General features: G+C 52.2%; 20 protein-coding genes. 8 read left to right on the top strand and 12 right to left on the bottom strand.

All coding sequences use genetic code 11. From position 1 onward, the window contains the following. Positions 1–10 precede the first annotated feature (10 nt). Positions 11–256: a septal ring assembly protein ZapB gene (gene zapB / locus OGV80_RS02625; RefSeq protein WP_019077914.1), complete on the bottom strand. Its 246-nt coding sequence runs from the start codon at positions 254–256 to the stop codon at positions 11–13. 428 nt (positions 257–684) lie between these two features. On the opposite strand from zapB, the gene OGV80_RS02620 reads away from it, so the two are divergent. From OGV80_RS02620 to fpr, 4 genes are all read left to right on the top strand, one after another. After that, complete coding sequence (locus tag OGV80_RS02620) at positions 685–1530, top strand: MIP/aquaporin family protein (protein WP_043018924.1); 846 nt, start codon at positions 685–687, stop codon at positions 1528–1530. A gap of 23 nt (positions 1531–1553) precedes the next feature. Beyond that, positions 1554–3062 (top strand): glycerol kinase GlpK, encoded by a 1509-nt coding sequence (glpK, locus tag OGV80_RS02615; RefSeq protein WP_043018923.1) that lies wholly within the window; start codon positions 1554–1556, stop codon positions 3060–3062. A 135-nt stretch (positions 3063–3197) separates the two neighbouring features. Continuing rightward, on the top strand, positions 3198–4208 hold the full coding sequence (glpX, locus tag OGV80_RS02610; RefSeq protein WP_043018922.1) for a class II fructose-bisphosphatase: 1011 nt from the start codon (positions 3198–3200) through the stop codon (positions 4206–4208). 95 nt (positions 4209–4303) lie between these two features. Further along, a complete protein-coding gene (gene fpr, locus OGV80_RS02605) occupies positions 4304–5050 on the top strand; it encodes a ferredoxin--NADP(+) reductase (RefSeq protein ID WP_087052901.1) in 747 nt (248 codons plus the stop codon). A gap of 72 nt (positions 5051–5122) precedes the next feature. Here the strand turns inward: fpr and OGV80_RS02600 are convergent, their stop codons facing one another. Next, complete coding sequence (locus OGV80_RS02600) at positions 5123–5551, bottom strand: DUF805 domain-containing protein (RefSeq protein ID WP_043018920.1); 429 nt, start codon at positions 5549–5551, stop codon at positions 5123–5125. A 100-nt stretch (positions 5552–5651) separates the two neighbouring features. Between OGV80_RS02600 and OGV80_RS02595 the strand changes: the two genes are divergently transcribed. Continuing rightward, positions 5652–6254 (top strand): YiiQ family protein, encoded by a 603-nt coding sequence (locus tag OGV80_RS02595; RefSeq protein ID WP_043018919.1) that lies wholly within the window; start codon positions 5652–5654, stop codon positions 6252–6254. Between the two features lie 228 nt (positions 6255–6482). Beyond that, complete coding sequence (gene tpiA, locus OGV80_RS02590; protein ID WP_043018918.1) at positions 6483–7250, top strand: triose-phosphate isomerase; 768 nt, start codon at positions 6483–6485, stop codon at positions 7248–7250. A 40-nt stretch (positions 7251–7290) separates the two neighbouring features. On the opposite strand, the gene OGV80_RS02585 is transcribed toward tpiA, so the two are convergent. From OGV80_RS02585 to cpxP, 7 genes are all read right to left on the bottom strand, one after another. Next, positions 7291–8763 (bottom strand): DASS family sodium-coupled anion symporter, encoded by a 1473-nt coding sequence (locus tag OGV80_RS02585; protein ID WP_213732167.1) that lies wholly within the window; start codon positions 8761–8763, stop codon positions 7291–7293. A gap of 113 nt (positions 8764–8876) precedes the next feature. Next, the gene (locus tag OGV80_RS02580) at positions 8877–10181 is read right to left on the bottom strand and encodes an SLC13 family permease (RefSeq protein WP_043018916.1); all 1305 of its coding nucleotides are present in this window, start codon (positions 10179–10181) and stop codon (positions 8877–8879) included. A 73-nt stretch (positions 10182–10254) separates the two neighbouring features. After that, positions 10255–11004 carry a CDP-diacylglycerol diphosphatase gene (locus OGV80_RS02575; protein WP_200008489.1) on the bottom strand — a complete coding sequence of 250 codons (750 nt, stop codon included), beginning with the start codon at positions 11002–11004 and terminating at the stop codon, positions 10255–10257. 104 nt (positions 11005–11108) lie between these two features. After that, on the bottom strand, positions 11109–12098 hold the full coding sequence (gene sbp, locus OGV80_RS02570; RefSeq protein WP_043018914.1) for a sulfate/thiosulfate ABC transporter substrate-binding protein Sbp: 990 nt from the start codon (positions 12096–12098) through the stop codon (positions 11109–11111). A 206-nt stretch (positions 12099–12304) separates the two neighbouring features. Beyond that, positions 12305–13267 carry a 6-phosphofructokinase gene (gene pfkA / locus OGV80_RS02565; protein WP_006686196.1) on the bottom strand — a complete coding sequence of 321 codons (963 nt, stop codon included), beginning with the start codon at positions 13265–13267 and terminating at the stop codon, positions 12305–12307. A gap of 185 nt (positions 13268–13452) precedes the next feature. Continuing rightward, positions 13453–14355, bottom strand: coding sequence for a CDF family cation-efflux transporter FieF (gene fieF / locus OGV80_RS02560; RefSeq protein ID WP_043018912.1), 903 nt, complete (start codon positions 14353–14355; stop codon positions 13453–13455). Between the two features lie 147 nt (positions 14356–14502). Beyond that, positions 14503–15003, bottom strand: coding sequence for a cell-envelope stress modulator CpxP (gene cpxP, locus OGV80_RS02555; RefSeq protein ID WP_043018911.1), 501 nt, complete (start codon positions 15001–15003; stop codon positions 14503–14505). Positions 15004–15153: 150 nt separating this feature from the next. On the opposite strand from cpxP, the gene cpxR reads away from it, so the two are divergent. Both cpxR and cpxA read left to right on the top strand, forming a co-directional pair. Beyond that, positions 15154–15852: an envelope stress response regulator transcription factor CpxR gene (gene cpxR, locus OGV80_RS02550; protein WP_005121756.1), complete on the top strand. Its 699-nt coding sequence runs from the start codon at positions 15154–15156 to the stop codon at positions 15850–15852. Further along, entirely contained in the window at positions 15849–17222 is a 1374-nt protein-coding gene (cpxA, locus tag OGV80_RS02545) for an envelope stress sensor histidine kinase CpxA (RefSeq protein WP_003028758.1), read from the top strand. Before cpxR ends, cpxA begins: the two co-directional genes overlap by 4 nt. A 40-nt stretch (positions 17223–17262) precedes the next feature. Here cpxA and OGV80_RS02540 read toward each other — a convergent pair whose 3' ends face one another. The 3 genes from OGV80_RS02540 to OGV80_RS02530 form a co-directional block, all read right to left on the bottom strand. Continuing rightward, entirely contained in the window at positions 17263–18513 is a 1251-nt protein-coding gene (locus OGV80_RS02540) for an MFS transporter (protein WP_087050728.1), read from the bottom strand. A gap of 116 nt (positions 18514–18629) precedes the next feature. Next, complete coding sequence (locus OGV80_RS02535; RefSeq protein ID WP_286513552.1) at positions 18630–19586, bottom strand: sugar phosphate isomerase/epimerase family protein; 957 nt, start codon at positions 19584–19586, stop codon at positions 18630–18632. A 7-nt stretch (positions 19587–19593) separates the two neighbouring features. Continuing rightward, positions 19594–20298: a GntR family transcriptional regulator gene (locus OGV80_RS02530; protein WP_047407429.1), complete on the bottom strand. Its 705-nt coding sequence runs from the start codon at positions 20296–20298 to the stop codon at positions 19594–19596. Positions 20299–20315: the final 17 nt, after the last annotated feature.

Below are 20315 nucleotides of genomic sequence, written 5' to 3'. Positions count from 1 at the left end.
ATGACGAGGATTAGACTTCTTCCATACGACCCAGCAGGGCATGCAGACGATCCTGCCAGCCGTTCTGCTGTTCTTTCAGGTTGTTGTTCTCACGCTCCAGCTCTTCACGCTGCTGCTGTGCAGACTGAACTTCCTGCGACAGTGAGTTGTTTTTTTCTTTCAGCTCTTCGATTTCCATCTGCAACAGCGTGATGGTATCAATCGCCTGCTGTACTTTTGCTTCCAGTTTCTCAAACACTTCTAATGACATCGTCATACCTCTCCTGAATTGCAAGGCGTTGATGGATAAAAATCCTCGTCCCGATAACCGGCGACGCCTTAATAAAAACGAGCGCACTCTACTTAACACCGATTGTATGAAGCCGCGTCATCCCTGTCCAGCGGCATCCCGCGCAGATTGCGGTTTGCAACACTTTTAGTCTTTCTCCTGGTGACATTACTGTCATAACTCTTAAGTGTTAACAGGTTGTTCAGTGAAATGATTCAGCTCACACTATTTTTGTATAACAAATACCGCGCAATGGCGCGAAAACGCTCATTTTGTTGATGGAGTACACACATTTTAATTTCGATATTTCTCGTTTTTGCGCGTTAACGATAAATTAACAGTGTGCCTACCGGCTCCGGGGATGTCAGTGACCTTCTCGCAAACAATAAACATTAAACTCTCTTCAGGATCCGATTATGAGTCAAACCTCAACCTTAAAAGGCCAGTGCATTGCTGAATTCCTCGGTACCGGGTTGTTGATTTTCTTCGGTGTGGGCTGTGTCGCTGCACTCAAAGTAGCTGGGGCTACTTTTGGTCAGTGGGAAATCAGTGTCATCTGGGGTCTGGGGGTAGCAATGGCTATCTATCTGACCGCAGGCGTTTCTGGTGCACATCTGAATCCAGCGGTAACCATCGCACTCTGGCTGTTCGCCTGTTTTGATAAACGCAAAGTTGTCCCTTTTATTATTTCGCAAATTGCCGGCGCCTTTTGCGCAGCGGCATTGGTTTACGGGCTTTATTACAATCTTTTCCTCGATTTCGAACAAACTAACCATATCGTGCGCGGCAGTACCGAGAGCCTGGGTCTGGCAGGTACTTTCTCCACCTACCCGAATCCGCATATCAATTTTGTGCAGGCCTTCGCGGTTGAAATGGTCATTACCGCTATTCTAATGGGGCTGATTCTGGCTCTGACCGACGATGGTAACGGTGTGCCTCGTGGTCCGCTGGCACCGCTGCTGATCGGTTTGTTGATTGCCGTTATTGGCGCTTCCATGGGGCCGCTGACAGGTTTTGCCATGAACCCGGCACGTGACTTCGGACCGAAACTCTTCGCCTGGATGGCCGGATGGGGTGAGATTGCCTTCACGGGTGGTCGCGATATCCCTTACTTCCTGGTCCCGGTGTTTGGCCCGATTACCGGCGCGATTTTAGGCGCATGGGCATATCGCAAACTGATTGGTCGTCATTTACCGTGCGATGTCTGCGCGATTGAAGAAAAAGACGTTGCGACCAACACTCAACAAAAAGCTTCGCAGTAATGTGACTACGGGACAAAAAAATTATGACTGAAAAAAAATATATCGTTGCGCTCGACCAGGGCACCACCAGCTCCCGCGCGGTCGTAATGGACCACGATGCGAATATCGTTGCCGTTTCACAGCGCGAATTCGAGCAAATCTACCCGAAAGCAGGTTGGGTAGAACACGACCCAATGGAAATTTGGGCGACCCAAAGCTCAACGCTGGTAGAAGTTCTGGCGAAAGCCGATATCAGTTCCGATGAGATTGCAGCGATCGGTATTACCAACCAGCGTGAAACCACCATCGTCTGGGAGCGTGAAACCGGTAAACCAATCTATAACGCTATTGTGTGGCAGTGTCGTCGTACCGCGGATATCTGCGAAAAGCTCAAGCGCGACGGTATGGAAGAGTACATCCGCAATAACACCGGTCTGGTCATTGACCCGTACTTCTCCGGCACCAAAGTGAAATGGATCCTCGACCACGTAGAAGGCTCGCGTGAGCGCGCTCGTCGCGGTGAACTGCTGTTCGGTACCGTAGACACCTGGCTTATCTGGAAAATGACGCAGGGACGCGTACACGTAACGGATTACACCAACGCCTCGCGTACCATGCTGTTCAACATCCACTCTCTGGACTGGGATGACACGATGCTGGATGCGCTGGATATTCCGCGAGCCATGCTGCCAGAAGTACGTCGTTCTTCTGAAGTGTACGGCCAGACCAACATCGGTGGTAAGGGCGGCACGCGTATTCCTATCTCCGGTATTGCCGGTGACCAGCAGGCGGCACTGTTTGGCCAGCTGTGCGTGAAGGAAGGGATGGCGAAAAACACTTACGGTACCGGCTGCTTCATGCTGATGAACACCGGCGAGAAAGCCGTTAAGTCCGAAAACGGACTGCTGACCACCATCGCCTGCGGACCGACCGGGGAAGTGAACTACGCGCTGGAAGGTGCGGTATTTATGGCTGGCGCCTCCATCCAGTGGCTGCGTGATGAAATGAAACTCATCAGCGATGCATTCGACTCCGAATATTTCGCTACCAAAGTGAAAGATACCAACGGCGTGTACGTCGTTCCGGCATTCACCGGCCTTGGCGCACCGTACTGGGACCCGTATGCACGCGGCGCCATCTTCGGTCTGACCCGTGGCGTAAACTCCAACCACATCATCCGCGCCACGCTTGAGTCTATCGCTTACCAGACCCGTGACGTACTGGAAGCGATGCAGGCTGACTCCGGCATTCGTCTGCACGCCCTGCGCGTCGATGGCGGTGCGGTCGCCAACAACTTCCTGATGCAGTTCCAGTCGGATATTCTCGGCACGCGCGTTGAGCGTCCGGAAGTCCGCGAAGTCACCGCATTGGGTGCGGCATACCTCGCCGGTCTGGCTGTTGGCTTCTGGCAAAATCTGGATGAGCTGCAGGAGAAAGCGGTTATCGAGCGTGAATTCCGCCCTGGCATTGAAACCACCGAACGTAATTTCCGCTACAGCGGCTGGAAAAAAGCGGTCAAACGCGCCATGGCGTGGGAAGATCACGACGAGTAATACGTCATTGCCGGATGGCGACTGTGTCTTATCCGGCAATATCTTCGTGCGGGGGCAACCCCGCACACACATCAATAATCGCCCACCCTCCCCTGTGCTACACTTCGCGCCATTCCTTTCTGCTACGAGTTTGCAATGAGACGAGAACTTGCCATTGAATTTTCACGCGTGACCGAAGCGGCCGCGCTGGCTGGCTATAAATGGCTGGGCCGCGGCGATAAAAATACCGCTGACGGCGCGGCGGTAAACGCCATGCGTATTATGCTCAATCAGGTCAACATTGACGGCACCATCGTGATTGGCGAAGGTGAGATTGATGAAGCGCCGATGCTGTTCATCGGCGAGAAAGTCGGAACCGGTCACGGTGATGCAGTCGACATCGCCGTCGATCCTATCGAGGGCACGCGCATGACGGCCATGGGCCAGGCGAATGCGCTGGCGGTGCTGGCGGTGGGCGATAAAGGCTGTTTCCTGAACGCGCCGGACATGTACATGGAAAAGCTGATTGTCGGCCCTGGCGCAAAAGGGTCCATCGATCTGAACCTGTCGCTGGAAACCAATCTGCGAAACATTGCAGCCGCGATGAACAAACCGCTGAGTGATCTGACCGTCACCATTCTGGCAAAACCACGTCATGACGAAGTTATTGCAGAGATGACGAAACTGGGCGTGCGCGTCTTCGCTATTCCTGACGGCGACGTTGCGGCCTCGATTCTGACCTGCATGCCAGACAGTGAAGTTGATGTGCTGTACGGCATTGGCGGCGCACCGGAAGGCGTGGTTTCCGCAGCCGTGATCCGCGCGCTGGACGGCGACATGCAGGGCCGTCTGCTGGCGCGTCACGACGTCAAAGGCGACAGCGAAGAGAACCGTCGTATTGGCGAGCAGGAACTGGCCCGCTGTACCGCTATGGGCATCGAAGCAGGCAAAGCGCTGCGTCTGGATGAAATGGCACGCAGCGACAATGTCATTTTCTCCGCCACCGGCATCACCAAAGGCGATCTGCTGGAAGGGATTAGCCGTAAAGGCAATATCGCGACCACCGAAACGCTGCTGATCCGCGGCAAATCGCGCACGATCCGCCGCATTCAGTCGATTCACTACCTCGATCGCAAAGATCCCGATGTGCAGGCGCACATCCTGTAATTGATTTGATCAATAGAGCCTTCCAGCCCATCCGGGCTGGAAATCTTTCCTCCAACGAACGAAGATAAGGCAATCAAAGCAGACAGGAGAAAACCATGGCAGATTGGGTAACAGGCAAAGTCACAAAGGTGCAGAACTGGACCGATGCCCTGTTTAGTTTGACCGTGCGAGCTCCGGTTCTTCCTTTCACTGCTGGTCAGTTCACCAAGCTTGGCCTTGAGATCGACGGCGAGCGCGTCCAGCGCGCCTATTCCTACGTCAATGCGCCTGACAACCCCGACTTAGAATTTTATCTGGTGACGGTTCCCGACGGTAAACTCAGCCCCCGCCTGGCGGCGCTAAAACCTGGCGATGAAGTCCAGGTGGTGAGTGAAGCCGCTGGCTTCTTCGTGCTGGATGAGGTCCCTGATTGCGAAACGCTATGGATGCTGGCAACCGGCACGGCTATCGGCCCGTATTTGTCGATTCTGCAGTTAGGCAGAGACCTGGATCGCTTTAAAAATCTGGTGCTGGTCCACGCCGCGCGCTATGCCGCCGATTTGAGCTACCTGCCGTTGATGCAGGCGCTGGTAAAGCGCTATGAAGGTAAATTACGCATCCAGACGGTTGTCAGCCGGGAGACAGCTGCAGATTCGCTGACCGGGCGCGTACCGGCGCTGATTGAAAACGGTGAACTGGAAAAAGCGGTAGGGCTGCCAATGGATAAAGAAACCAGCCATGTGATGCTGTGCGGAAATCCACAAATGGTACGCGATACGCAGCAACTGCTGAAAGAAACCCGGCAGATGACCAAACATCTGCGCCGTCGACCGGGCCATATGACTGCTGAGCACTACTGGTAAGAGCGTTTTACTTGCCCGGTAAGCGCCCCCGGGCATTTTGCCGAATGGCGACGCTAACGCGCCTTAACCGGCCTACGAGTCAGCTCTGTACTTCACGTCCTGCGTATCTTTACCATATTTATTTTCGTCCTGGGTGCCAACGAACGCGCCCAGATCGATGAGCATGCCGACCAGAATCAGCGTCGGAACAAAGCGGCCAACTGCCCATTGCCAGACGCCGGGCAACATCGCCCAATTTCCGGCAAGCAGCATCCAGGCCAGAATCATCAACAGCGCCCACGCCCCGGAACGTCCCCGATCGTGCAGGCGTTTTACCGTCACTGCCGCCGTCGGCCACAGCAGACACACCAGACAAAATGCCGCGGTCTGAATATCGAGTAATTGCTTGCTCGCCAGCGAGAACAGAACCAACATACCGACAATCCACAGACCTATCCAAATCCAGAAATCACGGCGCCCGAGGCGCCCTTTAAATGAGAATAACCACTGCTGTATGGTCATGTAAGTTCCTTTATTATTACCTTCCAGAACAGTTTACCCTTTTGACAAGCTCGACGGTTACCGTTTTAATCGTGAGCAGTGAGAATGAAAGGTACGATTGATGAAGCAAGGATTTACACTGTTTTTATTATTGTTTTCAGCCTTAACCGCAAGCACTGCGGCACTGGCGGAAGCGCCATCGACGGCAACCACGGCCCCCTATTTACTGGCGGGTGCGCCGACTTTTGACCTGTCGATTAGCCAGTTTCGCGAAAACTTTAATACGCAGAATCCGAAGCTTATCCTGAATGAGTTCCGCGCCATCGACAGCAGTCGCGATCGGGCAAATCTCACCCGCGCGGCCAGCAAAATCAATGAAAACCTGTATGCGTCCTCCGCCCTTGAGCGCGGCACCTTAAAAATCAAAAGTATGCAAATAACCTGGTTGCCGATTCAGGGACCAGACCAAAAGGCGGCCAAAGCGAAAGCGCTGGAATATATGAGCGCCGTCATCCGCACCGTCGCGCCGCTGCTGACGAAAGAACAGAGCCAGAAAAAGCTGCAAAAACTGCTCGCAGCGGGCAAAGGTAAGCACTATTACGCCGAAACTGAAGGCGCAATTCGCTATGTTGTTGCAGATAACGGGGAAAAGGGGCTGACCTTCGCTGTTGAACCGATTAAGCTGGCACTATCAGAAAGTCTTGAGAAGGCGAATTCCCCCTAAATTATTCACGTTTCAGGAAGGCGGCGACGCAACGAATCCCCTGGAGCTTACATCAGTAAGTGACAGGGGTGAGAGAGTACAGCCAACGCACCTGCAACGTGCAGAATGACGGGGAAATGATAAAAAGCAAAGCCTTTCAGGGGATGAATCTCTATACTGTTTCACAGACCATGCTGCCCTGACGGGCGGCCATATTCCTTAATTCGCTGACAAGCGTGGAGAAACGAAATGCGACATCCTTTAGTGATGGGTAACTGGAAACTGAACGGCAGCCGCCACATGGTAAACGAACTGGTTGCTAATCTGCGTAAAGAACTGGCTGGCGTTGCTGGCTGTGCAGTAGCGATTGCTCCGCCGGAAATGTATATCGACCTGGCGAAACACGCCGCTGCCGGTAGCCACATCATTCTGGGCGCGCAGAACGTTGACCTGAACCTGTCTGGCGCATTCACCGGTGAAACAAGCGCGGAAATGCTGAAAGATATCGGCGCGCAGTACATCATCATCGGTCACTCTGAACGTCGTACTTACCACAAAGAGTCTGACGAGCTGATCGCTAAAAAATTCGCCATTCTGAAAGAACAGGGTCTGACTCCGGTTCTGTGCATCGGTGAAACCGAAGCAGAAAACGAAGCGGGCAAAACTGAAGAAGTCTGCGCACGTCAGATCGACGCCGTTCTGAAAACTCAGGGCGCGGCAGCATTCGAAGGCGTCGTCATCGCTTACGAACCAGTATGGGCTATCGGTACCGGTAAATCTGCAACTCCTGCTCAGGCTCAGGCTGTTCACAAATTCATTCGTGATCACATTGCTAAAGCTGACGCGAAAATCGCTGAACAAGTTATCATCCAGTACGGCGGTTCCGTGAACGCAGCTAACGCTGCTGAGCTGTTCGCTCAGCCGGACATCGACGGCGCGCTGGTTGGCGGTGCTTCTCTGAAAGCAGATGCCTTCGCGGTCATCGTTAAAGCAGCAGAAGCCGCTAAACAGGCTTAAGTTGTATGACGGGAGGAGCACTCCTCCCGTCGCATCAGGTCTACCAGTATCCCAGCCAGTGCCACCAAAAGGCGCCGGTTACCCCCCAAATGGTCAGGTTGACCACGCTCATTACCAGCCCCGTTTTCCACCACTCCGCCAGCGTGACATAGCCTGAACCAAAGATGATAGGCGCAGTACCCGTGCCATAGTGCGTGAGCGACATCATCAGCGAGGAGGAGAAGCCGAGCATCAACCCAAGTAGCGCCGGCGGCGCCCCCAGGCCTAATCCTGCGGCGAAGAATGCAGCGAACATCGCCGTAATATGTGCAGTTGTACTGGCGAAAAAGTAGTGCGAGTAGACGTAAAGCAGGATCAGCAGTAGCGTCGCAATACTCCAGTGCACACCCAGATGGTCGATTGCGCTACCCACGCTGGTTGCCAGCCACCCCACCAACCCCAACTTGCTGAGAAAATCCGCCATCATCACCAGCGCGGCGAACCAGACTATGGTATCCCATGCTCCACGGCACTTAAGAATGTCATCCCAGCTTAATACGCCCGTCATCAACAGAATCGACAAACCAATTAACGCGGCGCTGGTAGGATTTACACTCCAGCTACTGCCCATCAACATTGCGGGAACGCCCGCCCACAGGCAAAGCAGCAAAATGAAGACGGCCAGGGTAATTTTCTCTGCCAGTGAAAGCGGACCTAGCGCCTCCAGTTTTTGTCGTGCGAACTGAGGCGCATTTGGCGTGCGTGTGACGGCTGGCGGGTAGAGCCACCAGATAACAATCGGCATGACGACCAGTGAGACCACCGCGGGAAGCAGCGCGGCGATAGCCCACATTCCCCAGGTCATATTCAGCACCCCATCCGTTCCCTTCGTTAAAAAGCTAACGATTAAGGGGTTAGGCGCGGTCGCGGTGATGAACATTGCCGAGCTGATGGGGTTAATGTTGTAATTCACCAGCGCCAAATAGCGGCCCGTTGAGCCATTCTCGTTGTTGCCCGGTTGCGATCCGAGGCTTTCCGCAATCGCCCGCATTACCGGATGGATAATGCCGCCGCCACGCGCGGTATTGCTTGGCGTTACGGGTGCGATCAGCGTTTCCGCAAGGGTTAATGCCCACGCAATACCCAGCGTTCTTTTACCAAACAGCGCAATAAACCCGTAGCCAATACGCGCGCCCAACCCGGTCTTTAACAGGCTTTGCGACAGCATGATGGATAAACCAATCAGCCAAATCAGTTGATTAGAGAAGCCACTCAAGGCATCGTTCAGCGCGGCCGAGGGTTTACCGGGGTTAGTGACGCCGGTCATCGCCACCAGCATAATCGCCACTACCGCAATGGCGCCAATGGGCATGGCTTTACCGATAATCGCTGCGATCGTACCAATGAACAACGCCAGCAGATGCCACGCTTGCGGAGTGACATCAGGCGGACACGGGATAACAAACCAGATGGTAAGCGTGATCGCGAGCGAAATGATGGCAGGCCAACAGCGGATAGGGGTCAAACTGTCCATGAATCAATCCTTGAGTTTCCAGTGCACAAATCTGCGCCCCGGTATTAACCGCCATCAGCCCAAATAAAACAATTCATCATCTCACAAAACAAAAAATTAACATTTATATACAGTTATAATTTATCCAGCATACTGAACCAGAGATAATCCAACGGCAGAAGCAACAGATACGTTGCTGCCGCCAGCGAAATGCACAGCAACATCCCCGCCCTCGCAGGCACTTTCCCAAGCGCCATCGCCACCACAATCGGCGAAGCCTGATACGGCAGCAGCGGTGTGGAATATCCCAATACCTGAATCATAATCACCGACAGCAGCGGAAACCCCGTCGCATCGGCAAAACTTTGTGCCAGCGTGGTATACAACGCCGGAACACCGTTCGCTGTCATAATAAAATTGAGCGCGGTGGTAATGCCTGTCAGCGCGAGAAAGCTGGTAAACGGTTTTTCCGCATCCAGCGGCATCACCTGTAACAGCGCCTCGCCCACAGCGCTGCCAATGCCGGTCTGGGTGACGGTGATCGCCAGACCCAGAATACCCGCTACGTAAATACAGGTGCGAATATTTACCCCAGTGGAAAACTCATCGCCATTGATAAAACCAACCCGTGGTAGCAGTGTGATAACCGCCGCCGCCAGCCCGGTCCACGCAGGACCAATACCATGCCAGCTTTCGCTAACCCACAGCAGCAGCACCACGGCCAGCATCCAGGCCAGGCGTTTTTCATCCCGACTCATTGGCTCCAGCGGTGTGAGATCGCGCGGCGCATGGGGCTTACCAGGGAACAGCCAGCAGATAAGCACGATAAGCACCGCCCCCTTAAGCCAGCCCAGAACTGGCGTATGCAGCAGCAAATAGGGAAGATAATTGAGGTGGATGCCGTAAGAGCCTTCCGCCGCGCCGCTCATCACCAGATTCGGTACGTTAGCGGGTAAAATCGTCGCGGAAAGCTGGAACGTGCCAAACCCAACGGCCAGCGCCAGACCATACCAGGCGCGCGTACCGTCGTTAATCCCGGCCCGCTTCGCCATCGCCGCGACAATCGGCATCAGCAGCGCAATGCGGCCCATGTTGGATGGCATCACAAACGCCAGCGCGTAACTCAGCAACACCACGCTCGCCACCATTAACGGCCAGGAGTCGGTCAACCGCGATGACAGCGCCCTCGCCGCCCTGTCCGCCAGCCCCGTTTTACGAATCGCGATACCCAGCACAAATCCACTGAAGACCAGCCAGAACGCCGACGACGCGAAGCCGCCAAAAATCACATCCGCAGGCGCGATTTTGGCAACCATCGCTACGGCAAAGAACAGCAGCGCCGTTATAAACTCCGGCAGCAGCGACGTGGCCCAGAGCAGGATGGTGATGCCAACCACCAGAGAGGGGATAAATAGAGGGTGTGTAAGCCAGAGCGACATGCCTGTCTCCTGTTGTTTTTTTCAACAAGAATACGGGGACAAGCATGCGGAGTAAACGCCAGATTAGGTGGGGTTAACGCAGAATATCACACTGATGATCCTGAATTTCCTCAGCGGAGGCGAGATTGAGCGCTAGCAGATTGCGCTGGGTCGCCAGCAGGACAAAAGACTCATCGCTCTGACGCACCATCGCTAACGCATAGCTGCCCATATGCTCACGCGCATCCGGCACCTCTTCTGCCAGCATCATAAATGGGCTGCGTTGCGCCAGTTCATTTTCCGTAACGCGGCGCGCCAGATATTCATGACCGCGCAGCCCGCCAGGTAAAGGCAGCCAGCGGGTGCTGATTTTCGCCAGATTGTCATCCAGCTGTTGTCTGACGTCAGTTCGCAGGCAGGAGATATGAATGTGCAGGTGATTTTGCGTACGCCCGCTACGCGAGTTAATGGTCAGCGATACCGCTTTGTCAGGGATTTCGTGGCCGTATTTCTGGCTCATAAAGCTGCGCGCCTGCCAGGCCAGCCAGAAAAAGTTCGGCGTGCCTGATTTCAACAGTAGCGGGCTTTCCGTACCGTTGATGCGGTAAGTGGGCATCAACAGATATTGCAGTGGACCGTTACGGTCTTTGAACACCGCATATCCGGCATCCGGCTTCACTTCTGTGCACGGCGCGGGATCCTGCTGCTGCAACTGGTGCGGCAGGCATTGCTGAAGAACAATCTGGCGTAATGCGTCCGGGTTGCCGGTGAATTTCCAGTACCCGATACCTGCAGCGGCGGCGACCACAATCACCGCCAGTAAAAGATAGCCTGCTTTTTTCATTACGCGTTTCCTGTATCCCATTGAAGGGCAAGAGTAACGCAAAACCATGACAAATAAAAAACCCGGTCGCATTAAGCCACCGGGTCGGTAAATCACAGATTTATTTATCGTTTGCTGATCTGGTCGAACGTACCGCCGTTAGAGAAGTGCTCTTTCTGCGCTTTCGTCCAGCCGCCAAACTCTTCGTCGATGGTGAACAGCTTCAGCTTCGGAAATGCGTTTTCGTATTTCTTCGCAACGTTAGCATCACGTGGACGATAGTAGTTTTTCGCTGCAATTTCCTGGCCTTCCGGGGAGTAGAGATACTTCAGGTAAGCCTCTGCCACCACTTTGGTGTCTTTCTTTTCCACGACTTTGTCGACCACGGAAACGGTCGGCTCCGCGAGGATAGATTCACTCGGCGTCACTATCTCGAATTTGTCTTTACCCAGCTCGTTCGTTGCCAGTAGCGCTTCGTTTTCCCAGGCGATCAGTACATCACCGATACCGCGTTCAACGAAGGTATTGGTTGAGCCACGCGCACCGGAATCCAGTACTTCAACGTTCTTATACAGGGCTTTCACGAAGTCTTGTGCCTTGGCCTGATCGTTGTTGTTGTGGTGCAAGGCATAGCCCCATGCCGCCAGATAGTTCCAGCGTGCGCCACCGGAGCTTTTCGGATTCGGCGTAATGACCGACACGCCAGGTTTGATCAAATCGTTCCAGTCATGAATTTGTTTAGGATTGCCTTTGCGGACCAGGAACACGATGGTGGAGGTATACGGCGCGGAGTTATCCGGCAGGCGCTTGATCCAGTTTTTATCAATTCGACCACGTTCAGCAATGGCATCTACGTCGTAAGCCAGTGCCAGCGTCACGACATCGGCTTCAATGCCGTTGATGACGGAGGTCGCCTGTTTACCCGAACCACCGTGTGACTGGCGGATCACGACGTTGTCACCCGTCTCCTGCTTCCAGTGCGCGCTGAAGGCCTTATTGTACTGCTCGTACAGTTCACGCGTTGGATCGTACGATACGTTAAGTAACTGAATATCCTTTGCCAGAACGCTGGTCGATGCCAGCAATAATGTTAACCCTACGCCCCATTTGTTCATCGCCCAGCTCTCTTATGTGGTGTTGTGATGAGCAAAGCGTGCCAGAAAGCGATCCAAACATTAAAGAATAAAAAAAGATTTGCTATAACTTCAAGGAATAAATCTGAGGGATTGCCGGATGGCGGCTAGCGCCTAATCCGGCCTACACGTTTCTGCAACCTGTAGGCCTGATAAGCGAAGCGCCATCAGGCGCGCAAAAAATACAATCAGTACAGTTTTTTCGCGCAATCCAGCCAGTCACCTTTGAAAGGACGCTTCATGTTTTCGATAGCGTCGATGATGTCATGGTGAACCAGTTTTTCGTTCTGAATACCTACGCAACGGCCACCGTGACCTTCGAGCAGCAGTTCAATGGCATACGCGCCCATACGGGACGCCAGAATACGGTCATAAGGAACCGGAGAACCACCACGCTGGATGTGACCCAGTACGGTTGAACGCGTTTCACGGCCGGTTTCTTTCTCGATGTAATGCGCCAGTTCGTCAACGTCACACATGTGTTCAGTGATCGCTACAATCGCGTGTTTTTTACCTTTCGCGATACCGGCTTTGATTTCAGCAACCAGATCGTCACGGCTGAATTCTACTTCCGGAACCACCACGAACTCACAACCGCCGGCAATCGCTGCCGCCAGGGTCAGATCGCCACAGTAGCGGCCCATCACTTCAACGATGGAAATACGCTGGTGAGAAGAAGAGGTATCGCGCAGACGGTCAATTGCTTCAACTACGGTACCCAGAGCGGTGAAGTAACCGATGGTGTAGTCGGTACCTTTGATATCGTTGTCGATAGTGCCCGGCAGACCGATGCATGGGAAGCCCATTTCAGTCAGGCGTTTTGCCCCCATGTATGAACCGTCACCACCGATAACAACCAGCGCGTCAATGCCACGCTTTTTCAGGTTTTCGATAGCCACCGCACGCACGTTTTCGTCGCGGAATTCCGGGAAGCGAGCAGAACCGAGGAACGTACCACCACGGTTGATCATGTCGGACACGCTGTAGCGGTCAAGTTGAACCATACGGTCTTCATACAAACCCAGGTAGCCATCATGGATCCCCATGACTTCCAGCCCTTCCGTCAACGCTGCACGTACAACACCACGGATTGCTGCGTTCATGCCCGGCGCATCACCGCCGCTTGTCAACACACCGATTTTCTTAATCATGACTACCTCTGAACTTTGGAATGCAAAATGAAATCTGCTGCCGGAAGTCGATTCCGCATATCGAAACGATCCAACGAATATGCAGATAGTATAACAATCACTTCCTGCTGAATTGATTCAGGTCAGGCCAAATGGTGGTAATTTATACACAAAATGCTGGCCCGGTTCACTTTTTTTACAACGAATTATGAAAGATCAAACATCTTGCCTTCCTTGGGTACGACCGAACAAGGATCCTGATGAATGATGACATCCGATCCCGGGAAACGCCGTAAAATTGCCTGCTCAACCTGTTCAGCCACTAAATGCGCCTGAACGAGCGGCAGATTATCTTCCATTTCCAAATGAATCTGAATAAAGCGGGTCGGCCCTGACTGCCGCGTGCGAAGATCGTGAGCGCCGCTGACTCCGGGCCATGACGTCACAATATCAATAATTTCCTGACGTTCTTCATCGGGTAAAGCACGATCCAATAAAGACTGTACCGCCTCATACCCCATGCGTAATGCGCTATATAAAATATAGATGCCAATCCCGAGCGCAAACAAGGCATCTGCGCGATGCCAGCCGTACCATGCCAGCCCAAGCGCCACGAGAATCGCACCGTTCATCATAACATCAGACTGATAATGAAGCATATCCGCCCTGACGGCCTGACTTTGCGTGCGTTTTACTACCCAGCGCTGAAACGAGACCAGAATGATTGTACACACCAACGCAATGATGGTGACAATCACCCCGACGCCAGGATCTTTCATCGGCGTAGGTTGGATGAGATGCTGAATCCCGGTCAGGAATAAAAACAGCGCCGAACCGGAAATAAACATGCTTTGCGCCAGCGCCGCCAGCGATTCCGCTTTTCCGTGTCCGAACGTATGCTCATCATCTGCGGGCTGCAGCGAATAGCGCACCACCAACAGGTTGGTTAACGAGGCCGCGATGTCCACCAGAGAATCCACCAGCGCTGCCAGAATACTGACCGATCCGGTGTACCACCACGCAAAAATTTTGATCAAAAGTAACAGCGATGCCATCACGGTCGCCGCGATTGCCGCCCGGCTAACCAGCCGCCCATAGGTTTGATTCATAAACACTCCTGCCAGGATATGCCGCTAGTATAACGGATGAAGTAAAACAGTCAGGCAATAACCGAGTGACAAATTTTGGGCAAAAAAAACCCCCACATCATGTGGGGGAAGACAGGGATGGTGTCTATGGCAAGGAAAACAGGGTTACTACTGGGAACGTGAGTTGCTACTACTCAATAAATTCAACGATGAGCTTTTTTTCCAGTGCGCTACGTCGCGCAGTTGCTCCATTCGTTGTTCATGTTTCTCATTTAAAACCGCTTGCTGCTCGGGCGTTAACAGGCGATACATCTGGTTGCGGACCTTGGCTATTTCAACCTGGCGGGCAACCTGTTCTTGCGCCATTCTTTCTGCCTGAGCGCGCACAGCGCTTTCATCAAATTTCTCTGCGGTGACAAGGCGATGCATTGTCTCCATTTCGCTAACATTAACAGGAGGCTGTTCGTGTCTTGCCTGCTGCATTAAATCTCGCATCTGTTGACGTTGATGTTCGGTTAAACTGATACCGTCAAACATGTGGCTCTGAACGCTGCGTTGCGCGGAGCCTTCACCCAGGTGCCAGTGATCGCCTGTGACGACTTCAGCTGCATGGCTTAAAGTACTGAATGCCAGCGTTGAGGCCATGACGGCAGCGGTAACTTTGCCCATCACTTGCTCCCAAAATCTTTTCTGTCGCGATTCAACGAGAGACAGTTTACGATTCGGGCTGCAAACATGCGTCAGGGGGTGTAAAACAACGTAAAGTCATAGATTAGCGACGCCTGATGACGTAATTTCTGCCTCGGAGGTACGTAAACAATGAATAAAATCCTGTTAGTTGATGATGACCGAGAGCTGACTTCCCTGTTAAAGGAGTTGCTCGAAATGGAAGGTTTCGATGTGCTGGTTGCCCATGATGGGGAACAGGCGCTCGAGCTTCTGGATGACAGCATCGATTTACTTTTGCTCGACGTCATGATGCCAAAGAAAAACGGCATCGATACGCTGAAAGCACTTCGTCAGACACACCAGACACCCGTAATCATGCTGACCGCTCGCGGCAGCGAATTGGATCGCGTACTTGGCCTTGAGCTGGGCGCGGACGACTATTTACCCAAACCGTTTAACGACCGTGAACTGGTCGCGCGCATCCGCGCTATTCTGCGTCGCTCACACTGGAGCGAACAGCAGCAGAACAGCGACAACGGTTCGCCGACGCTGGAAGTGGATGCGTTAAGCCTTAATCCGGGTCGCCAGGAAGCCAGCTTTGACGGGCAAACCCTGGAGTTAACCGGCACCGAATTCACCCTGCTCTATTTGCTGGCACAGCATCTCGGCCAGGTGGTTTCGCGTGAACACCTGAGCCAGGAAGTGCTGGGCAAACGCCTGACGCCTTTCGATCGCGCGATCGACATGCATATCTCGAACCTGCGTCGTAAGCTGCCAGAGCGTAAAGACGGACACCCGTGGTTTAAAACCCTGCGCGGTCGCGGCTACCTGATGGTCTCCGCTTCATGATAGGGAGCTTAACCGCACGCATCTTTGCCATCTTCTGGTTGACGCTGGCACTGGTGTTGATGTTGGTACTGATGTTACCCAAGCTCGATTCACGCCAGATGACCGAGCTACTGGACAGCGAGCAGCGCCAGGGGTTGATGATTGAGCAACACGTTGAAGCTGAACTGGCGAACGACCCACCCAACGATTTGATGTGGTGGCGTCGCTTGTTTCGGGCGATAGACAAGTGGGCGCCGCCAGGACAGCGGTTATTGCTTGTTACGACGGAAGGACGCGTGATCGGCGCAGAACGCAACGAAATGCAGATCATTCGTAACTTTATTGGTCAGGCCGATAACGCCGACCATCCGCAAAAGAAAAAATACGGTCGCGTTGAGATGGTCGGGCCTTTCTCCGTCAGAGACGGTGAAGATAACTACCAGCTGTATCTCATTCGACCAGCCAGCAGCTCACAATCTGACTTTATCAACCTGCTGTTTGACCGACCGCTGTTGTTGCTGATCGTCACCATGTTAGTCAGCTCTCCGCTATTGCTCTGGCTTGCCTGGAGTCTGGCGAAACCAGCGCGTAAGTTGAAAAACGCGGCGGATGAAGTGGCCCAGGGCAACCTGCGTCAGCATCCGGAGCTGGAAGCCGGTCCGCAGGAGTTTCTGGCGGCAGGCGCCAGCTTTAACCAGATGGTGACGGCGCTGGAGCGAATGATGACCACGCAGCAGCGCCTGCTGTCGGACATCTCTCACGAGTTGAGAACGCCACTGACGCGTCTGCAGCTGGGTACCGCGCTGCTGCGCCGTCGCAGCGGTGAAAGTAAAGAGCTGGAGCGTATTGAAACAGAAGCGCATCGGCTGGACAGCATGATCAACGACCTGCTGGTGATGTCGCGTAATCAGCAGAAAAACGCGCTGGTCAGTGAAACGGTGAAAGCCAATCAGCTGTGGGGCGAAGTGCTGGATAACGCCGCCTTTGAAGCCGAGCAGATGGGTAAATCGCTCACGGTGAATTTCCCGCCGGGTCCCTGGCCGCTATACGGCAACCCAAATGCGCTGGAAAGCGCGCTGGAAAACATTGTGCGCAATGCCCTGCGTTATTCACACACGAAGATTGAAGTTGGCTTCGCGGTGGATATCGACGGGATTACCATCACTGTAGATGACGATGGCCCGGGCGTTAGCCCTGAAGACCGGGAACAGATTTTCCGTCCGTTCTATCGTACCGATGAGGCGCGCGATCGCGAGTCTGGCGGAACAGGTCTGGGTCTGGCGATTGTTGAAACCGCAATCCAGCAGCATCGTGGCTGGGTGAAGGCCGAAGACAGCCCACTGGGTGGTTTACGGCTGGTGATTTGGTTGCCGCTGTACAAACGCGCTTAACAGGCTTCCCCGGTAACCTCGTGCCGGGGAAGCTCTCACTTTATGCTGTTGCCGCTGCAGCTGCTAGCTTTTGCTTTTTAATCCGCTTCACCAGAATTGTCGAACAGATAAAGCCCATTAAGCTGAACGCAATCATCACGCTAAAGACGTAGTTGTAGCCCGTGATGCCGCTATTGGTATCCAGTAAGTAGCCGTATAACGTGTATGCAAACATAGCGGGCATATAACCGATGATACAGCCAAATGCCATTGCCGAACCGGCATACTCACGTGGGGTACCAATTTCATCCATCGGCGCGAAGAAAATGGCGCGCTGGGAGAAGATAATCGCCCCAAATCCTAATGTTGCTACCATACCGATGTATACGTTCATTGTTTGATGCGGTAACTGCATGAAAACAAGCATCGCAACGGCGGAGATCAAAAACGTCCACTTCAGGTATACCGTCGGCGATTTGGCAACTTTATCCGCCAGCAGCCCACCAATCGGTCCTCCCACCATTTTCAACGCATACTGGTTGATGATGCCGTACGCCCCGACGAGCGCTACCGGCAGCATGTAGATATCTTTTAAGAACGGGATGAAGTAAGTCAGCCCGCAGTATGCGGCGTAAACAAAGAAAATCCCTAAAGAAGCCAGCCAGACGTTAGGGCAGGACAACACATGTTTGATTCCCTTTAAAACTTCCATATTGGCGCTGGTTTTCTCGCCGCCTTTCACTTTGTCATCATCGACAATAAAGTACGTCACAATGCCCGCCGCCAGCGTAATGACCGTATAAAACAACAGACCCGCCTGCATCCCCGCCTTACCTTCACCAAACTGGACGAAGACAAACAGAGCGCCAGATGCGACGATGACATCCACCACGCCGCGTCCGGCTTCTAAAAAGCCAAACATGCGTCCTTGTTCTTCTTTTGTGCCCAGCAGACGCACGGCTTTCAGCAATACCGGCCAGTAAACCACATCGGCAAAGAATGCCATTGCGGCAAAGCAAATGAGATAACCAGTAAATGACGGCAGCGTTGCCAGATATAAGCCGCAAAGTCCTACGCCGATGAGACCGAATGGTAATAATATTTTCTTGGAATAACGGTCAGCGATATAAAGCGAAAGAAAAAGCCCGGTTGTCTGAACAATAGTATAAACCGTAAAACTCAGGCCAATTTGCGTATTAGTTAAACCCCAGTCGCTTTGCATTGGCACATAGAAAACATCCTTCATACTTGAAAGTTTAAATATTGTGCCGCCGCCTAAAATCAAAAAACAGAGCCTTGCCCATTTATTCATGAACATGAGTAAACCCTCATTGCTTGTTGAGAGAAATATTTAGATTAATTTATATAATTAATAAAACTGTAGAGTTATTTTCATAACTCTTTTCGCATTTAGTAAAATTATGAAAGTTATTGATTACCTATAAATTTATTACACAAGTCACGAATGTATTTTATTTGAGCCAGAGCATGTTCTTTTTCCTGCGCCAATCGCGCATCAATCATGTCAGCGTCGGGTAGCGGCGTATAACTTGCATCGCGCCATGGGATCCAGGGATTATCACCTTCATCATCAAAACGAAATGCGGGTGCATAATATTCAACTTCTTCTTCCAGACCAAAAGCATGTACTTGTGGTTTATCTTCTCCCAAGAGTAATAATGCTTTGAGCATCTCTTCCATGGGTAAATCACCGTATCCTGAACGACAAGCCTCATGCCCCCAGCCTTTACCTTCTTTAATAATCTTTGCGTCTTTAATATGTACCTGAGTGATCAAAGGAGACATGACCTCTAACGCAGAAAGCGGCTGCTCATTGGCATTAATCATGTTGCCAAAATCAAAAAGAATAGAGAGATTCTTCATTCCACTATTATTAACCAGCGTCACCAGCTCATGACCCTGTAGATCTTCATGCTGTTCAATGGTAAAGCTCAGGCCACAATCATCATACTGAGACAACCACGCAAGATCATTGGCAATCTTCGCCATAACGTCGTTGAGATGCCCTTCATAGCGCGGGTAGAAACGAACTGACGTTGCGCCAGTTGCCACAGCAATACGAATTGCATCCGTTAATGTCGCCTGGTCCGATGCGCTGGTTTCGATATGCACATCCAGGTTATATTTTTTAGCCTGTTCTTTAAAATTGTGTAACTGCCGATCGTTTATTTTCTGCAGTGACTGGGATTCACCATCCTCAACATGTATTTTCACACCCTTTAATTGCTGCTGATGCGCAATATCCAGAAGATCGCCAGGGAGGACTCTCTCATAGCGCATATTCAGATGAAAGGCATAAGCATGTAGGTACAGTGGTATATTTCTCGCACGTTCAGCAAGAAGTTTCTGGTTACATTTTCCCATAGTTTTCTCATTCATCACGAATAACAAGTTCCACTGATTCAAGTCGCCAGTATTCAAAATCAACCTGAACCACTTTTTTATCTCGGGTAGCCCGATGTTTTTCTACTAAAATTCCATACGTATTAGGCGCAACGCCCAGTTCTTTGCACGCCACTTCTGGCATATTGACCGGTTTAAAAATCATTTCTTTGATATTTAAAATATGACCAAACGCATCTTCCCAGACGCTGGAAAAAGATTGATTGCCCAGTTTGTTTATGAATCCTGGTGCAACATCAGCATCAATGTAGGACTCATGGTAAAACACTTTATGTGAATCAAGACCACACCAGCCGGTAACTAAATAGCGCTCACCGGTGGAGAGAAAAACATCATCAACATGATGCGGGACCGTCTCAATGGTTTCTTTGGTTAAATAATCCCAAAAAGGTTTACGCCCCTGAGCACAGGCTTCGGCATTGAAACTGGAAAGTGATTTGGGGTTATAAATAAATCGTTTCGATGAAATAAACCAACCACTGCGGTTCTTGCGGAAAATACGCGCATCGATCTCAAGCTCAATCAGAACCTGACGTAAGGTCATGCGCTTCGCATCCAGCAGCTCGCATAACTCTCTTTCCGAGGGCAATTTGGATCCTGCTGGCAAATTATTTTCGTTTAACCAGCTTTCAAAGCGCTCTCTGAGCACATCAACATTGTTTTTCTTTTTCATCTCGCCCATCTGGTTTA

The sequence above is a fragment of the Citrobacter sp. Ce119 genome, from assembly GCF_030334525.1.
Lineage (GTDB): Bacteria > Pseudomonadota > Gammaproteobacteria > Enterobacterales > Enterobacteriaceae > Citrobacter > Citrobacter europaeus.
This window is presented reverse-complemented; position numbering and strand designations above follow the sequence as displayed.

Coding starts and splice junctions, on each gene's coding strand:
- zapB (WP_019077914.1), bottom strand. CDS start 256: ATGACGATGTCATTAGAAGTGTTTGAGAAACTGGAAGCAAAAGTACAG.
- OGV80_RS02620 (WP_043018924.1), top strand. CDS start 685: ATGAGTCAAACCTCAACCTTAAAAGGCCAGTGCATTGCTGAATTCCTC.
- glpK (WP_043018923.1), top strand. CDS start 1,554: ATGACTGAAAAAAAATATATCGTTGCGCTCGACCAGGGCACCACCAGC.
- glpX (WP_043018922.1), top strand. CDS start 3,198: ATGAGACGAGAACTTGCCATTGAATTTTCACGCGTGACCGAAGCGGCC.
- fpr (WP_087052901.1), top strand. CDS start 4,304: ATGGCAGATTGGGTAACAGGCAAAGTCACAAAGGTGCAGAACTGGACC.
- OGV80_RS02600 (WP_043018920.1), bottom strand. CDS start 5,551: ATGACCATACAGCAGTGGTTATTCTCATTTAAAGGGCGCCTCGGGCGC.
- OGV80_RS02595 (WP_043018919.1), top strand. CDS start 5,652: ATGAAGCAAGGATTTACACTGTTTTTATTATTGTTTTCAGCCTTAACC.
- tpiA (WP_043018918.1), top strand. CDS start 6,483: ATGCGACATCCTTTAGTGATGGGTAACTGGAAACTGAACGGCAGCCGC.
- OGV80_RS02585 (WP_213732167.1), bottom strand. CDS start 8,763: ATGGACAGTTTGACCCCTATCCGCTGTTGGCCTGCCATCATTTCGCTC.
- OGV80_RS02580 (WP_043018916.1), bottom strand. CDS start 10,181: ATGTCGCTCTGGCTTACACACCCTCTATTTATCCCCTCTCTGGTGGTT.
- OGV80_RS02575 (WP_200008489.1), bottom strand. CDS start 11,004: ATGAAAAAAGCAGGCTATCTTTTACTGGCGGTGATTGTGGTCGCCGCC.
- sbp (WP_043018914.1), bottom strand. CDS start 12,098: ATGAACAAATGGGGCGTAGGGTTAACATTATTGCTGGCATCGACCAGC.
- pfkA (WP_006686196.1), bottom strand. CDS start 13,267: ATGATTAAGAAAATCGGTGTGTTGACAAGCGGCGGTGATGCGCCGGGC.
- fieF (WP_043018912.1), bottom strand. CDS start 14,355: ATGAATCAAACCTATGGGCGGCTGGTTAGCCGGGCGGCAATCGCGGCG.
- cpxP (WP_043018911.1), bottom strand. CDS start 15,003: ATGGGCAAAGTTACCGCTGCCGTCATGGCCTCAACGCTGGCATTCAGT.
- cpxR (WP_005121756.1), top strand. CDS start 15,154: ATGAATAAAATCCTGTTAGTTGATGATGACCGAGAGCTGACTTCCCTG.
- cpxA (WP_003028758.1), top strand. CDS start 15,849: ATGATAGGGAGCTTAACCGCACGCATCTTTGCCATCTTCTGGTTGACG.
- OGV80_RS02540 (WP_087050728.1), bottom strand. CDS start 18,513: ATGAATAAATGGGCAAGGCTCTGTTTTTTGATTTTAGGCGGCGGCACA.
- OGV80_RS02535 (WP_286513552.1), bottom strand. CDS start 19,586: ATGGGAAAATGTAACCAGAAACTTCTTGCTGAACGTGCGAGAAATATA.
- OGV80_RS02530 (WP_047407429.1), bottom strand. CDS start 20,298: ATGAAAAAGAAAAACAATGTTGATGTGCTCAGAGAGCGCTTTGAAAGC.